This window comes from Flavobacterium arundinis (assembly GCF_038289855.1).
GTDB lineage: Bacteria > Bacteroidota > Bacteroidia > Flavobacteriales > Flavobacteriaceae > Flavobacterium > Flavobacterium arundinis.
This window is the reverse complement of the sequence record NZ_JBBYHR010000006.1, coordinates 129,481-144,746: the sequence shown is the minus strand read 5'-3', so window position 1 is coordinate 144,746 and position 15,266 is coordinate 129,481. Positions and strand designations below refer to the sequence as shown.

At 46.3% G+C, this 15,266-nt stretch carries 16 protein-coding genes; 3 read left to right on the top strand and 13 right to left on the bottom strand.

Features of this window, described 5'->3' with window-relative positions; translation table 11 throughout:
- Positions 1 to 97 precede the first annotated feature (97 nt).
- The 7 genes from AAEO56_RS12100 to AAEO56_RS12070 form a co-directional block, all read right to left on the bottom strand.
- Positions 98 to 934: a phytoene/squalene synthase family protein gene (locus AAEO56_RS12100; protein ID WP_341697324.1), complete on the bottom strand. Its 837-nt coding sequence runs from the start codon at positions 932 to 934 to the stop codon at positions 98 to 100.
- 111 nt (positions 935 to 1,045) lie between these two features.
- The gene (locus tag AAEO56_RS12095) at positions 1,046 to 2,608 is read right to left on the bottom strand and encodes a cryptochrome/photolyase family protein (RefSeq protein WP_341697323.1); all 1,563 of its coding nucleotides are present in this window, start codon (positions 2,606 to 2,608) and stop codon (positions 1,046 to 1,048) included.
- Entirely contained in the window at positions 2,587 to 2,718 is a 132-nt protein-coding gene (locus AAEO56_RS12090; protein WP_341697417.1) for a DUF2256 domain-containing protein, read from the bottom strand. Before AAEO56_RS12090 ends, AAEO56_RS12095 begins: the two co-directional genes overlap by 22 nt.
- 5 nt (positions 2,719 to 2,723) lie before the next feature.
- Entirely contained in the window at positions 2,724 to 3,011 is a 288-nt protein-coding gene (locus AAEO56_RS12085) for a TIGR03643 family protein (protein WP_341697322.1), read from the bottom strand.
- Positions 3,008 to 4,423 (bottom strand): SDR family oxidoreductase, encoded by a 1,416-nt coding sequence (locus AAEO56_RS12080; RefSeq protein ID WP_341697321.1) that lies wholly within the window; start codon positions 4,421 to 4,423, stop codon positions 3,008 to 3,010. Before AAEO56_RS12080 ends, AAEO56_RS12085 begins: the two co-directional genes overlap by 4 nt.
- 2 nt (positions 4,424 to 4,425) lie before the next feature.
- Complete coding sequence (locus AAEO56_RS12075; RefSeq protein WP_341697320.1) at positions 4,426 to 5,130, bottom strand: SDR family NAD(P)-dependent oxidoreductase; 705 nt, start codon at positions 5,128 to 5,130, stop codon at positions 4,426 to 4,428.
- A complete protein-coding gene (locus AAEO56_RS12070) occupies positions 5,114 to 6,202 on the bottom strand; it encodes an FAD-binding domain-containing protein (protein ID WP_341697319.1) in 1,089 nt (362 codons plus the stop codon). The genes AAEO56_RS12075 and AAEO56_RS12070 overlap by 17 nt, the downstream gene beginning before the upstream one ends.
- A 170-nt stretch (positions 6,203 to 6,372) precedes the next feature.
- Here AAEO56_RS12070 and AAEO56_RS12065 point away from each other — a divergent pair, with 170 nt between their 5' ends.
- Both AAEO56_RS12065 and AAEO56_RS12060 read left to right on the top strand, forming a co-directional pair.
- Entirely contained in the window at positions 6,373 to 7,269 is an 897-nt protein-coding gene (locus tag AAEO56_RS12065) for a MerR family transcriptional regulator (RefSeq protein WP_341697318.1), read from the top strand.
- Positions 7,270 to 7,551: 282 nt separating this feature from the next.
- On the top strand, positions 7,552 to 8,529 hold the full coding sequence (locus tag AAEO56_RS12060; RefSeq protein ID WP_341697317.1) for a fasciclin domain-containing protein: 978 nt from the start codon (positions 7,552 to 7,554) through the stop codon (positions 8,527 to 8,529).
- A gap of 186 nt (positions 8,530 to 8,715) precedes the next feature.
- Here the strand turns inward: AAEO56_RS12060 and AAEO56_RS12055 are convergent, their stop codons facing one another.
- From AAEO56_RS12055 to AAEO56_RS12045, 3 genes are read right to left on the bottom strand one after another with little or no spacing between them, the layout of a single operon-like run.
- Positions 8,716 to 9,492, bottom strand: coding sequence for a hypothetical protein (locus tag AAEO56_RS12055; protein WP_341697316.1), 777 nt, complete (start codon positions 9,490 to 9,492; stop codon positions 8,716 to 8,718).
- A gap of 12 nt (positions 9,493 to 9,504) precedes the next feature.
- Positions 9,505 to 10,005, bottom strand: coding sequence for an ankyrin repeat domain-containing protein (locus tag AAEO56_RS12050; protein WP_341697315.1), 501 nt, complete (start codon positions 10,003 to 10,005; stop codon positions 9,505 to 9,507).
- A 17-nt stretch (positions 10,006 to 10,022) separates the two neighbouring features.
- Positions 10,023 to 11,558 (bottom strand): DEAD/DEAH box helicase, encoded by a 1,536-nt coding sequence (locus AAEO56_RS12045; protein WP_341697314.1) that lies wholly within the window; start codon positions 11,556 to 11,558, stop codon positions 10,023 to 10,025.
- Between the two features lie 169 nt (positions 11,559 to 11,727).
- On the opposite strand from AAEO56_RS12045, the gene AAEO56_RS12040 reads away from it, so the two are divergent.
- Positions 11,728 to 12,513, top strand: coding sequence for an SDR family NAD(P)-dependent oxidoreductase (locus tag AAEO56_RS12040; protein WP_341697313.1), 786 nt, complete (start codon positions 11,728 to 11,730; stop codon positions 12,511 to 12,513).
- 10 nt (positions 12,514 to 12,523) lie between these two features.
- On the opposite strand, the gene AAEO56_RS12035 is transcribed toward AAEO56_RS12040, so the two are convergent.
- From AAEO56_RS12035 to AAEO56_RS12025, 3 genes are all read right to left on the bottom strand, one after another.
- Positions 12,524 to 12,949 (bottom strand): response regulator, encoded by a 426-nt coding sequence (locus tag AAEO56_RS12035; protein ID WP_341697312.1) that lies wholly within the window; start codon positions 12,947 to 12,949, stop codon positions 12,524 to 12,526.
- A gap of 76 nt (positions 12,950 to 13,025) precedes the next feature.
- Positions 13,026 to 14,006: a glycoside hydrolase family 88 protein gene (locus AAEO56_RS12030; RefSeq protein ID WP_341697311.1), complete on the bottom strand. Its 981-nt coding sequence runs from the start codon at positions 14,004 to 14,006 to the stop codon at positions 13,026 to 13,028.
- The gene (locus AAEO56_RS12025; RefSeq protein WP_341697310.1) at positions 13,922 to 15,238 is read right to left on the bottom strand and encodes a hypothetical protein; all 1,317 of its coding nucleotides are present in this window, start codon (positions 15,236 to 15,238) and stop codon (positions 13,922 to 13,924) included. The genes AAEO56_RS12030 and AAEO56_RS12025 overlap by 85 nt, the downstream gene beginning before the upstream one ends.
- Positions 15,239 to 15,266 lie beyond the last annotated feature (28 nt).

The window sequence follows — 15,266 nt, the reverse complement described above, 5'->3', positions numbered from 1 at the left end:
GATTAACAATTCTTATAATTTTGTTAAAATTTAATCAGTCCTGCCGCACGAAATCTAAAGTCCGCGGTGCCAAATAGAAGAGATGTTGGTAACAATGTTATATGGAGGCGAACTTAAAGCGTACATAGCTGCGTACCATTACCGTTATTTTCCCCGCATTATTAATGCGTACCCTGCCGTCCAACAACTTTTCTGCAGGAATCCTGCGAATCTTCCGCAAAAGCGAAAAGTAATAGCGGCAGGCCAGATATACGCCGAAACGTGAAGAGGGCGGGAGCAGCCTGATACCTACAAGAGCTTCTTCAAATTCTGATGCGATTTCCCGCTCTATCGAATTTTTGTACTGGTGATCAAAAGCGGCAAGGTCCAGCCCCGGGAAATAAGTGCGTCCAAGCTGGGAGTAATCGTGATTGAGATCACGCAGGAAATTCACTTTTTGGAAAGCCGAACCGAGTTTCATAGCATAAGGCTTCAGCTTGTGATAAGAATCTTTATCACCCTCGGTGAAGACGTGCAGGCACATGAGGCCCACCACTTCGGCCGAACCCAGTATATATTCATCATAAAGCCTGCTGTCATAGCTCAAAGGGTCAAGGTCCATTTCCATGCTTTTAAGGAACTGGATGATAAGGTCCCTGCCGATACCATACCGCCTGACTGCTTCCTGGAACGAATTCAGGATTGGGTTTATAGATATCCTCTCATCCAGGGCCTCAAATGTCTGCCGGCGAAAACGCTCCAGCAGCTCCCTCTTGTTGAATTCATGAAAGCTGTCTACAATCTCGTCGGCAAGTCGCACGTAGCCGTATATCGCATAGATCGCCGGGCGTATAGAGGGCCGAAGCGCCATAATACCGAGGGAGAAACTGGTACTGTATTTTTTTGTGGTTATCCTGCTCACCTGCTGTGAGAGGTCATCATAAAGGCTTTTCATTTTACGAAATTTTTAATTTGTTGGTCTCCTGTGCCGCAGTTCTTTCAGAAATTATGGCTGGTGGAACCCCGGACCCGAACAGTACCCCGGCCTGCTTATTATCATTTAATTTTATAGATTATCAATAGTATCAAGGCATTCTTGTGCACGGGTGAGTATAGCAGCACGCTCCTGTTGCGCCATCCGGTCCCATAGGCGATAGACCATAGCGATACGCGGGTTGTCTTTGAGCTTACTCCGGTTCCTGTCAAAGAAATCCCAATAGAGGCTGTTGAAAGGGCAGGCAGCATCGCCTGTTCGTGCCTTATAGTTATAATGGCAGCCGCTACAGTAGTTACTCATTTTATTAATATAATTGGCGCTTGCTGCATACGGCTTGGATGCTGTCAGCCCGCCATCGGCAAACTGGCTCATACCTCTGGTGTTCGGAAGTTCCACCCACTCAATCGCATCTATATAGATGCCCAGGTACCAAAAATCGACCTCTGAAGGCTCTATACCCGCAATCAGCGCAAAGTTTCCGGTTACCATTAGCCTTTGGATATGGTGGGCGTAGGAATGACCGAGCGACTGGTTTATGCACTCCTTCATGCATTTCATACGCGTATTTCCGGTCCAATACCATTCCGGTAGTTTGCGGTCATTCCCGAAATAGTTCATCTTTTCCATACCAGGCATTTTCATCCAGTAAATGCCCCTCATATATTCACGCCATCCAAGGATCTGCCTTATAAAGCCTTCGAGTTGGTTTAAGGCAATGCCGCCCCCGCTTTCCTGCCACGAAAATAGTGCTGCATCTATTACCTCGCGCGGTGAAAGCATCTTGGTATTCATGCAAAACGAAAGCCTTGAATGGTAAAGCGAATACTCCCCGGTATGCATTGCATCCTGGAAGGTCCCGAAGAGCGGCAGGCAATAGTCTGTAAAATGCCTTAACAGTTCAAGGGCCTGGGTTCGGTCCAACGGCCATGGAAAGTTAGCAGGGTTTATAGTACCTATTGTCTTTACATCCGCAGCGATGATACGGGCATATTGGGAGGTAACATCATTATCAAAATGAAGCGGCGGAGGCGGCCTGTGGCCACGGGGTAATTTTTTGCGGTTGTCCTGGTCAAAGTTCCATTGGTCCCCAACCGGTACACCACCACTAACAAGGATGCCGTGCTTTTTGCGCATGTGCCTGTAGAAGCTCTCCATCACCATACCCTTCCTGCTGCCAAAGAACTCTGATGCCTCACCCCTGGAGGTGTAGAAGTGTGCTGTGTTGTACGATTCCCATGCTATATCCAGGTTGCTGCAGAATGTTTTAAGCGCCTTATCGAGCCTGTATTCGTCAGGAAGCTGGTATTCAAATCGCGTGATATTGTAGTGGCTGATAAGCCGGCTGCAGTTAGAGGCAAAGCTGTGCAGGTTCAGTGGGTTGTCTAAAGCCAGGTACAGTACATGATGCCCTGCCGCTACAAGTTCCTGTGCAAAACGCTCCATTGCGGCAAAAAACGCGCATGCCTTTTGTATATGATGCCACACATAGTCCGTTTCAGTACGCACTTCCATCATTACATACAGTACCTCATCAGATGGCGAACTAAACCATTGGTGCTGCATAGTAAGCTGGTCGCCCAGCACAAGGCGCAGCACGCGGTAACTACCGTTTAATCCTTTTTCATCCTGCATCGCTCGCTGCAATATTTTACATTATCCCAATCTTTTTTCCATTTTTTCCTCCAGGTAAAAGGCAGGCCGCACTGTACGCAAATTTTTACGGGGAGGTCAGATTTTTTCACCTGCTTCACCTCTTGGATATTTTGTTGTTTGTGATGGTACGCTGCAGGGTGCATTTAAAGCGTGTAATTCCTTCAACACGCCTGGCAGCATGCTTTGTGCTGCACTGCTCGACGCGCCTGCGCCAATTTCTGTAGCTTGAAAACCGCAGCTCTTTGCGCATAAGGGTTCGCACTTCGCTCTCATTAAGCCCAAATTGCGACTTTATAGCCTCGAATGGGGTACGGTCTTCCCATGCCATCTCTATGATCCTGTCGAGTTGCTGCGGGCTGAATATGTTAGTTGTCTTTTTCATGATGCAATCTTTTTTATCATCCCGTTAAATATAAAATAATGGAATGGCAGTACGATATACCAGTAAAGCCTTCCCGCCAGCCCCAGCGGGCGGAAGGTTGCGGTTTGCGTTACAATACCGTCTACAATGGTAAACTCGAGCCAGGCTTCTCCGGGAAGCCGCATTTCTGCGTACAATAATAGCCTCATTTCTTTACGGTCGGCATAAATTACCCTCCAAAAGTCGAGCGATTCACCGGCAGATATAGAGGCGGCATTCCTGCGGCCGCGCTTGAGGCCAACCCCTCCAAAAAGCTTGTCAAGGAAACCCCTGAAACCCCAAAGCCAGTCGGCATAATACCAGCCTGCTGTTCCACCTATGGCAAAAATCCTGTTTGCTGCCCTTTGCGTATCCGGTGCTTTCATTGTCTTTACATCGGTAAACACACCAAATTCAGGCACCTGCACTTTACTGTACAGGCTGTCCTGACGGCTTGTGCCCAGTGCATCCTTCCATGTGGAGAGCACCATATCCTGTTCAATCTTCCCAAAAGCCAGGGCAATAGCCTCACGATAGGGTATAAGCCGTATGCCCAGCGATGCGGCAAGGCCGTTTGCCACTGCTACCACATCTACTTTCATACTGTCTACGAGGTTTTTTGCCAGGGGATAAGAGGTTGACGTGACAAAATAGAGCCAATAGGAGGAAAGCCTCGGTGTCATGACCGGCACTGTGATGATCCAGCGCTTTAGGCCCCTTTCTGCTGCGAACTGCATCAGCATCTGTCTGTAGGTAAGTATATCCGGGCCATAGATATCAAAATGCCTGCCGATGGTATCGGTATTGAGGAGTACACCGGACAGGAATTCTACCACATTGCGGATTGCAACGGGCTGGCAGCGGGTATCCAGCCATTTTGGCGCCACCATTACCGGAAGCTTTTCCACCAGGTCGCGAATGATCTCAAAAGAGGCGCTGCCGGACCCTACAATGATACCTGCACGTAATGCGGTAAGGGGAACACGCCCTGCGGAAAGAATATCTTCAACATGTTTGCGGGAGGCCAGGTGCGCGGACAGTTTTGTGTCATTGGCAATTCCTGTGAGGTAAATAACCTGCCTTGCGCGGGTCAATGCTATCGCTTTTGTAAAATTGCGGGCAGCGCGTTCTTCAAGTTCTGTGAATTCGCCCGAGGCGCTCATTGAATGTACCAAATAATATGCTGCATCAATATCCCGGGGTAATACCGCGAGGCTATCATACTCCAACAGGTCGGCTTCCACAACTTTTGGCAGGTTATTGCCGCCGAATTTTCCGGTGTCGAACCTGCGGGCATCCCTGACGAGGCATATTACGTCATGTCCCTGTGCCAAAAGCTCAGGAAGGAGCCTTTGTGCTATGTAGCCTGTTGCGCCTGTTAAAAGTATCTTCATGGTTATCTCACTATTGTTCCTAATCCGCCGTTAATGCCAAAAACCTGGCCGGTTACCCATTTATATTGTGTCAGCAGGTGAAAGGCAACCAGTGCAACTTCCTTTGCAGTCCCCACAGTATTGAGTGGATGCCTCGCCTTGCTGGCTTCGGCTTTCGCTTCTGTATTGAGCAATCCTGCGGCAAGAGGTGTATCGGTCAGCGAAGGGGCCACGGCATTTACCCGTACCAATGGTGCCAGTTCGGCTGCGAGCGCCCTCGTAAGGCCTTCTACCGCGCCTTTTGCCATTGCAATCGCCGCGTGGAAAGGCAACCCTGATTGTACGGCTACCGTACTGAAGAAAACCATAGAGGGATCTTCTGAACCCTTTATGTTAGCAAGGTAACGTTGTGCAAACCACAGCGCAGCCGTTGCATTGAGAGTAATGGCTTTGTTTACGTCGTCCCGGGTTACCCTGTTTATGGGCTTGAGTACAATACTACCGGGACAGTAAGCAATGCCTGCTGCATCAGCGGTAATATCCGGTAGCGGTTCATCACTCAGGAAATCATGAGGTAAGTGCCTGTACAGGTCTTCACCTTCCAATGGCCCCGGGGTCCGGCTGATTCCATAAACGGTAAATCCTTCCTTCATGAGCATACGGGCTAATTCAAGGCCAATACCACTGCTGGCTCCAGCCACAATGTAATTTTTAGATGTAATCTGCATAATATATTTTTTTAACCGCACTATAATATTTACTGAATGACGGGTACGCCCCGTCGACTTTTTCGGCCAGCCAATCACGCGGATCGGTAATTGCACCGGGGTAGCTGAAAAGCGGGTGTTCCTTTGCAATAAAGGTATGGTTGGGATAGCTTGATTTCAGGGTGCTGTACGCACCTTTAAAGATTTGCAGTCCATCAATATGGCGCGCTGCTGCCATTATAAAATCCATAACCTTTTCGCTCACGGGGTATGCTGCAAAGTGGGCGGGGTCAAGATGCAGTATCCTGTTTGCTGTACTATCTTTTCGCCAGAGCGGGTCCAGGTTGTAACTATTGTAAATGAGCACCGGTGCATCCTGTAGTGAGAGTTCCCCGGGATCGGGCAGCAGCGTTGCGAAGTCAAGCTGTGCCTGCTCTTCGAGTTCAGGGAGGTAGCTAAGCTGCTCAATATCTGCATAGCTTTTATCAAGGGAGGTGCCTTTTTGGGCAGTGCCACTGTACGTATTAATATTTTCCTGATTCGCAATGTAGCGCTTTCCCGTGTGGAGGCCTGCCACCCACTGCCAGGAACAAAAATTGCTGGCCACATCACCATCAAGGAGGTGGTAGTACATCCACCGCGCCGGTTGGAGGTAGTTATAGCCAGCCATGATACACAGGCTCGCGGTATACATCCTGGCATGGTTGTGCATGTACCCGTCCCGGTAAAGGTTGCTTATAGCAGTATCTACTGCATCAATACCGGTTGCAGCCCTAAGCATACCTTCCGGGATTGCCCTTTTACCAATACCGTTGCCCAGCCGGGGGCGTGTGTCAATAGAAGGATCATGCTGCTGCAGGCGCTGAAAATATTCCCTCCAGAGTAGTTCGCTCACAAAACGAACGCATTCCTGCGCAGCATAACGTTCCCTAAGACGCGAATATACGAAACGCGTACTGATTATCCCGCGCGATATATAAGGTGACAGTTGTGAGACAGCGCCCGAAAAATAATTTCTGGTCTGTGCATACGCCTTTGGGTCGATAGTATCGATCCGCTCTATTATATCGTTAAGAGATGCCGGGAATTTCATAGCTGCTTCTTTCGCCGAAACTACAGTCTGTAAATTGTTTAATATATCTACAAATATATGTAAACAATTTATTTGTTTAATGATTTAACTATTTATATTGAACAAAATTTAACTACTTTTACATTCTCTCTTGCAGCCTGCGGGTTACAGAGTAATAAAACCATTTGAGCATGAATAATATTAAGACAGTATTTTCTATAGGGGACCTGGAGGGGCTTTCCGGAGTAAAGGCGCATACAATACGCATGTGGGAAAAAAGGTATGCATTGCTTACGCCTCAGCGCGGGGAAAACAACCTTCGCTACTATGGTCTTGATGAACTGCGCAAGCTTCTTAATGTTGTGCTCCTGACCGGGTATGGCGTGAAAATCTCAAAAGTAGCAAAAATGGGTACTTCGGAGATAGAGATGATGGTTGGCGAGATCCGCGTGGGCAGGAAAGATATCAACCACACGATCCATCTCTTTAAGCTGGCGATGATGACCTTTGACCAGCCTCTTTTCCTTGATGCTACGGACCACCTGCTGGCAAAAATGCCGTTTGAGGAAGTGTTTCCCGGCTATTACCTGCCTTTTCTTGAAGAGATCGGGATAATGTGGCAGGCAGGGACGATACAGCCTGCCCATGAGCATTTTATAAGCTGCCTTATCAGGATGGTGGTCATGCAGCAAACTGCAATTTGCAGCAGGAAGGTAAAAAAGGGTACTGTGCCTTCCTATGTGTTGTTTCTTCCCTTTGGTGAGATCCACGAGCTGGGCCTGATGTACCTGCAGTATCTTATTACATACCATGGCCAGGGTTGTGTTTACCTTGGCAGCAACATTCCGCTGGACAGCCTTTCGGAAGTAACGCGGCTCTTCAGGAACGTAACTTTTATAACCTATCTTACGGTGCTTCCTGCTGAGAAACCGCTGGATCAATATGTAGAGGCGCTCCTGGCAAAGGTAAAAGATAATCAGTCCAAACTCTGGATCGTAGGGCGAAGGGTGGCGGAACTTACCATGCCCGAGACAGAAGGCCTTACCCGATTTGCATCCCTTCATGACATAGCAACCAGGCTATCCTGACATTTTTTTACTCGTCTTATGTGACTATTGGCTTGTCTGACGACGTCCATTTTTTATGGAATGCGTTGTTATTTTATATTTTGTTAAACTTTTGCAGCTGTAATTGTAATTACCGGAAATCGCATTTGCCTTTATCTGTGTGGTTTTTTTTACAATTTCATTTTGCTTTGGCGGTATAAACATCTTAACAAAATATAATTTTTTGTTTAAATATAATGCTGTTTTGCCTAAACAAAAATTTCTATCATAATTTTGAAATTCAAACCTAAAAATAAAAATATTATGAAAAGAGATTTTTTCAAAAGGGGAGTGGCAATACTCACCCTGGCGTTTCTTCCGTTAGTGTCGTGCAGTGATGACGACAGCAATCCTATGCCGCAGGGCAACACAATTGCCGATGTAGCTGCATCAAACGCAAATCTTTCAGTTCTCGTGGATGCCTTAGACAGGGCGGGACTTACCGCTACGCTTGACGGAACCGGAAGCTTTACCGTTTTTGCCCCTACAAACCAGGCGTTTAATGCATTTCTGCAACAAAAAGGCTTTGATAACCTGGAAGAAGTACCGGTTCCTTTGCTTAAGGAAATATTGCTTAACCACGTAGTGTCAGGCACCGCAACATCATCATCACTCACTACAGGATACGTGAAGACTTTGGCTAAGGGAAGTGCATCTTCTACCAATACACTGAGTATGTTTATCAATACTGCGAGTGGGGTTGTGATCAATGGCGGCGCATCCAATGGCGGCGCTACGGTGACTACTGCAGATGTAGCGGCCAGCAATGGTGTTGTACATATTGTAGGCAGTGTAATCGATTTGCCGACAGTTACCAGCCATGCTAAAGCAAACCCTAACTTTTCAATACTGGTTCAGGCACTTACAAGAGATGACCAGCCCGACTTTGCCGGCATCCTCTCAGGTACACAGAGTTCACCTTTCACAGTATTTGCACCAACCAATGCGGCTTTTGGCAGCCTGCTGACAGAGCTGGACGTTAACGGCCTGGCGGACATCCCACAGGCAACACTTGAAAATACGCTTAAATACCACGTAGTAACGAGCCGGAATATATTGGCAGCTTCATTGGAGGACAATATGATTGTGACAACATTCCAGGGCGGCAGTTTCATTGTTAACCTTGAAGGCGGCGCTTCTATAACCGATGCCAACGGAAGGGTATCTAATATCACAGCAACTGATGTACAGGCTTCTAATGGCGTTGTTCACGTAATTAATAAAGTACTTTTACCAATGTAGTACAGCACTGAATTAGGTTAGTGTTGGTTTGATCGAAGGGTGCCTTGCATAAGGGTACCCTTCTTTTATTGTACTCTGCAGCTTTAGCAAGACCGTTTTACACTTTATCTTATTGCTGTAATTCATTCCCGGTCTAAGCCTTCTGTCTCATATTGCGGCTGTCTTTTAAGGTCTCTTGAACTATAGTTAGCTAAAATTATTTGATGTTTCCCGCACGGCTTCATTGCTATGCGTAAATAGCAACACCTGGTAAGCAGGGGCCAATCGGAGTAAAGTGATTGACGAAAGTACCTTCAGGTCAGATGCAAGGTTTGCCCATAGTGAATCATTGTCATCGTAATTACTGCTTCTGTCCGAACGGAAAAGTATATATACCGAGAAAGCATCGGGATTTATGAAAAGGTCCCTGTTATCCTCAAAAATGAGTTTCGGCCCCTTGTACATGATCTCTGCCTCTTTATCATAGATAAGTTTTGCAAGCTTGTCGTATAGGATTGTATTTCCTTCAGTGCCGGAAGGATCGAATTCCAGCTCTTCACGGCTGCCTGGAATACGGATAAGAATTTCTTCGCGGTCCTGATCTTCATCATCCGTAAGATCATCGTTAAAGTCAGATGCCGCTGATAATTCTATAAGCTGTTGATGTTCATTGTGTTCCCTTACTTCAGGAAAATCCAATCGGTTTGCTTCATTAGCAAGTATACCCCAAATAGCCGAATCATCACCTGAATCGTTCAAAGTTAATTCACGGAAAAGGACATAAGTCATAAAGCCGTCGCCATCTTTCGGCAGCAGGTGCTGGTCATACCTGAAGTAATCACCTTTATGCACGATGTCGGCATTCCGGCTACTGATGCTTTGTTGCAGGTGCCTGTAAAAATCGGCATAGTTATCAGAGTTTCCTATTTCCAGTTTTGGTGCATCTTCGCCGTGCAGCCTTATAACAATATCATTTGTCCTCATATCAGTAAATATTTATGATTCATAGTTTTTCATCATTTCATCGCCTTTCAGTTTGGCGGCACCTTCTGTATTGCCCTGCTGCATGGCATGGTCGAATGCTTTCATGCCACGGATATCCCTAATGTCCTTGTCGGCACCCGATTCAAGGAGGAGGTCTACCACCTCATTACGGCCAAACATTGCAGCAAACATTAGCGCCGTGCCGCCGTTTCCGTGCTGTGCATTCAGGTTGGCGCCCTTACTGATGAGTACATAGACAACTTCGGTATAGCCTTTAAAAGCGGCTCCCATCAGTGCAGTATTGCCGCCGTTGTCGGTAGCATCGGGATTGGCTCCGGCTTCCAAAAGTGCGGCAACTGCTTCCGGCCTGTTGTTATAAGCAGCAATGATCAGGGGTGTAAAGCCTTTTTCATCCTGTACGTCAAGGTTTTCCCTGACTCCGAATATTTCCATAAGAACCGGGACATTTCCCTGTCTCGAGGCTGCAAAAAGCGCCTGTGTTATTTCGTCCATAATGTGATGATGTTTTATTATGTTGCAGCATGCTCAATACGCATCCTTCGCTGCATTATTTTTTGTACCAATGTCCTGAGCTTAGCGCGATAATCGCCCTGTAGCCACTCTATGTAGTTCTTCGTCACTGTCCCCAGGCATTTGGTGTATTGTTTTACCCGCCAGTCTATTTCTTTATCAAGCTCGGCTGTTAAATGCAGTGCTTCGGATATTGTTTCCGCATTATCAGCACACATTAAGGCATGCTGGCGTATGGAATCACGAATAACCAATTTCGGTTTTTGACCGTTGTCCAAAGCTTGTTGGTAGGCTGTCTGGATATCGAAAGATATCCCCAGGCTGTTTGGGAATGCCGCCCTGATATCCGATGATATTGCATGGTTCTCATATTCCGTATGGGTATTCATTTTTTGCTGGTATTCTTCGGGGCTTTCAAAAACATATTTCCAGTCTACCGGCGCGTTCCATTCCCCGAACCGCTCTGTATTATTTCCCAGATCGATTATCGAAAATGTCTTTTTCTGTGGCAGCCTTCGTGACCCACGCCCTATCATCTGGTGGTACAGGGTGAGGGAATTGGTCGCGCGGTTTAGTATTACGGTGCGTACCGAAGGTTCATCAAACCCGGTGGTGAGGATAGATACGGATGTCAGTATAGCCCCGGAGGTCTTTTTAAACCATTTCAGGATCTCCGCCCTTTCCGCTGCCGGTGTCTTGTTGTCAAGGTGCCTTGCAGGATAGCCTGCGTCATTGAACAACCTGCACACTTCGCGCGATGTAAATATACCGGTATTGAATATCAGTGTCTTTTTTCCTTTCGAATGCGCCTCATACGCGTGTAGCAGAAGGTCGAGCATTGCAGGCGAACTATATAAAGCATCCGAAGTGCTGACAGTAAAGTCGCCATGAATGCCCGTTTTAAGGGTGTTCAGCTCTACATCATACCGCCATGTAGTAGGCTTGGCCAAAAAGCCCTGTTCTATCAGGGAGCCAATCTGTTCTCCAACCACCAGCTCATTATAATTCTTATGTAACGGCAGGTTTATATCAGAGCTTAATGGTGTGGCAGTAACACCAATCACAACCGCATTTTTGAACTGGCCCAGCAGTTTTTGGAATGAGTTGTGGTGCGCCTCATCAATGATAACAAGGCCGACCGCATCTGTATTCATCTTTTTGTCACGTATCCGGTTCTTGAGGGTTTCCACCATTGCAACATAGCAGTCATAATCGTCGTTGCGGGGTATTCTTTTCACGCTGCTGTTTATGGCCATGTTGCGGATGCCGCGGTTTTTCAGCGTGCGGGATGTCTGCTGGCAAAGTTCTGTACGATGGGTAAGGACCACAACCTTGCGGCCATACTTCGCGATAAAGCGCGCTGCAATTTCCGAGAATATCACTGTTTTGCCGCCACCGGTGGGCAGTTGGTACAGCAGCCTGTGGTTTTTAGGGTTGCCTTCTATCTTGTCAAGAAGCGTTGTTATATCCCCAAGCTGGTAGGCATAAAGCGCCTTTGTGGGCTTTGTTTCGGGAGTTGTATCGGTATTTTGCATAAGTCATTATTAGTAAAACCAAATTACGAAGGCAATTTCCTAACTATTATAAAGTTTCTTTAAATTATTGGCTTTACCTGCCTCAACAGGCGTTAATTAAAAGATAAATTGCCAAGTCCCATTCCTAAGGAAATTTATTCTGAATATCTTTAGTATAAATAGTAAAGCGATGAACGAAATACTTCCTTTAAAAGATAAGATTGCCATAGTTACAGGAGCCGATTCCGGCATAGGCAGGGCATGTACCGTAGAGCTGAGCGCGCGTGGCGCTGATGTAGTAATCAATTACCACAGCGATGAAGACGGCGCAAAGGAAACGCTCAAATTAGTTGAAGAGAACGGTAGGAAGGGTATTATTATCAAAGCAGATGTTGGCGACTATAGCCAAGTGCAGGCAATTTTTAATGAATGCGAAAAAATCCTTGGCATCCCGTTCATACTTGTAAATAACGCAGGGGTTAACGAGTCCGGTATCTATGCTGACGAAATGGATATCGAGACTTTTGACAGGACAATCCGTACCAACCTGTACGGTACATTTTATGGCTGCAAAGAATTTATAAAAATACGCAAAGCCAACGGAAATGGCGGGAAGATCGTCAATATCTCCTCGATCCATGAAGAAGTGGCGAGGGCAGGGGGAGGCGACTACTGCGCCAGTAAAGGCGGGGTGCGTAATTTAACGCGCTGCCTTGCGTTGGAACTGGGGCCGTTCAATATCAATATCAACAGTGTTGCTCCCGGAATGATACTGACCCCAATGAACCAGGAAGCGCTTGATGATCCCAACCACCTGAAAAAAGCCGTTGAGAATATTCCCTACAAACGTGCCGCGGAACCCTGGGAAGTTGCTAAACTTGTGGCTTACCTTGTGTCCGAAGATGCTTCCTATGCTGCAGGGCAGACTTTCACGCTGGACGGTGGGCTAAGCCTTAACCTTGGGCAGGGAGCTTAATCACTATTTGCTATTTGACGTAATTTGGAGAAACGCATTTTTGCCAATATTCAACAATAGTTTTTATGGTACTCTTTATTTCTTCAAAATTCGAAGGCTTTACAAAGAAGCCCTGCACCGATTTAGAGTAAGCATCAATAACATTATCCTGCTCTGCGATCGTCGAAAAGAACAGATAAGGAATGGACTTAATCCGCAAATCTTCATTTTCATGGATCTTTGCGCGTAGCTCCATTCCATTTAATTTCGGCATGTTGATGTCAGAAAAAATGATAAATGGCTTTATCCTGGTCTTGATAAGATAGTCGAGCGCCAGTTCGCCATCTCCAAAAAATATGATCTTGTTTTTATAGTTCAGTTGTTTAAATACTTCAGAAAATATTTCCTGGTCGTCTAGATCGTCTTCAATTACTATAATGGGCCCGGTTTGGTTCATGATTACTTTATAAAATTGTATGTTTACAAGGTAACTGTTAATTATCGGGAAACAGGACATTTATGTATTAATCGTATTATTGCCAACGTATTTTTATTTTAGCATTCCCGGCCACGCTGTATTCAACCTCTTCCCGCGACGCCCTCTCCGGTTTCATAACGGAATCTTTTGTTTTTTGGGACATGCTCGCAACAGGAACCTTGTTTTTATCCTTATCAGGATTTATGATAAGCAGCCGGCTTTGAAAAGTATCGGTGCCAATGAATTGTAACGTGAGTGTTTTTTGCTTAAGGTTTAGCTTTTGCAATACAGGGTAATCTGTATAAATCAAAAAATCTTCATCTTCAATTTTTATATACTGCCTTGGCACAATGCCAAAGCCTACACCGGCTCCATACACTTCCTGCCCTACCTGACCGTGTTGTTGCCAGCCATCATAAAGGTCTTCGACGGGTATCCATAATTTAGGTTCAACTTCACCCGTCTTTATTTCTTTCGAAAGAATGTCAGGAGGCAGCAATATCGGGTAATAGCAGGTTAGCCTGCTCACGCTGTACTTCACGAACTCCGGCAAAAGCACATACAGCGAAGGGAGTATCGGAGCCTTTATCTCAGCGGCTTCCTTTATATAATCGTTGAGGGCGGCATATACTTCCATTTCCTCATAAGCTGCTTTGTAAGGCGCGTCGTTTAAGGGGAAAACACCAAAGAAGTTGTCAAACGACTTCGCGTTGCCATAATTACATTCCCACAGCTGCACATTCCTCATAATACCTGCAATACACAGGTAACTCGTTTCCAGAAACTGCTCATCTTTAGTTTCTTTGTACAGCCGTAGCAGTGCCAGTGCAGAAAACGCCGTGTTATTAGCCTGGTAGAAAATCTCATTACCCATTTCTGCAAGTTTCCTCGCTGCCGTTATCGCTTCATCGAGGTATTTCCTGTCGCCGGTTATCTTCCATACATTCACCATTAGGTGTGCATATCCTCCGGCGACATCTTTTTCGCCACCTTTGCCTTCTGCCGTTTCTTTTTTGACGATCTCCAGCGTATCCATTTTATAGAATACGGGCCATTTATAATCAAAATGCTTTGCCACTTTATGGCATAATCCAGTGATTTCAGCAGTAGTTCTTCAGCATCCTTATTGCCGTTTAGGGCCAGCTTAGAAAGATTCATGAGCGGATGATGCAGGTACCACGAATCCATGACCATCGCGCTTTTCTGCTCTTCCGACTCATCAAACTCCCCGCGTTTCGAAGGCAGCCACCGTGAGATCGTTTTCAGCTTATCATCATAAAATGCCGGTACGCCTTCAGCAATTTCTTTTATAACCTCATACGCAACGCCTGTCCATTTTGAATGCTCAGTTATAGCAGTAAGCACTGCGAGCTGCACCATGATCTCTGGCGGGGTTTTGTAATCGCACAAATAGGCATTAAGGTGGGCGTGGCCTCCCGCATATTCCCAACAACCTTTATTTAAGGTTAAGTCCCGCAATGCTTTTCGCGATATCTGCGGCCAGTCACGGTATTTTGTATCCGGTTTTGGCATAATTTGGTAAAGTGCTGCAAGGTAGTTGAGGTATTGCGTGGCTATTTCAATATCGTTGTCAGGGACATCCTCACTTACTACTATATAAGCATCCGATACAGTATAAAACTTGTCATCCGGCAAGGGATTTTCGGTAACAGCAGGAAGGTTGAAACCCATCTCCGGCCACGCACCGCCAACCGTTTCACCCAAAGAAGTTTGTGTCACATCGCAGAATTCGGACATGGCCGTGAGGTTCTGCAGGTAAAACATAGAAAGCTGTGCAGGGCTTGTCATACTTGCGAATACCAACCCGGAACGTGTCCCAACCTGGCTTGCATGGATTTTTCCAAAAGTATTTATGGTCTGGCCGTTTTGCGTCAGCGGTATAATATCCTTAGGCGAATAGGGGAGAAGTATTGGCACATTAGCTTTAAACGCTGTCGTATAATGCAAAACGGGAAATTCCCCGTTAGGAAAATCAATTTCAACTGTGTAATTCCCTAGCCCACTTGATAGTCTGACGTTTAATTTTTCGTCATTTTCCTTTAGTTCCGCTAAGTCGAATTTGCTGTTAAGCGCAAAGGCAGCACGGAAAGCCACCTGTGCATTATTAGGCCAGTGAACAACGATCCATAGCGAGTCGCCCGTGTTGTGGAGCCGCATGGAATAACCTGAGAATTGCTTTTCAAAAAGCGAAGCGCTGCCCGCAATATCCGATTTCGCAGTGGCAGCATAGCACGACACTTTATTCATTGCAATAATTTTAGTTTGGATTTTACCG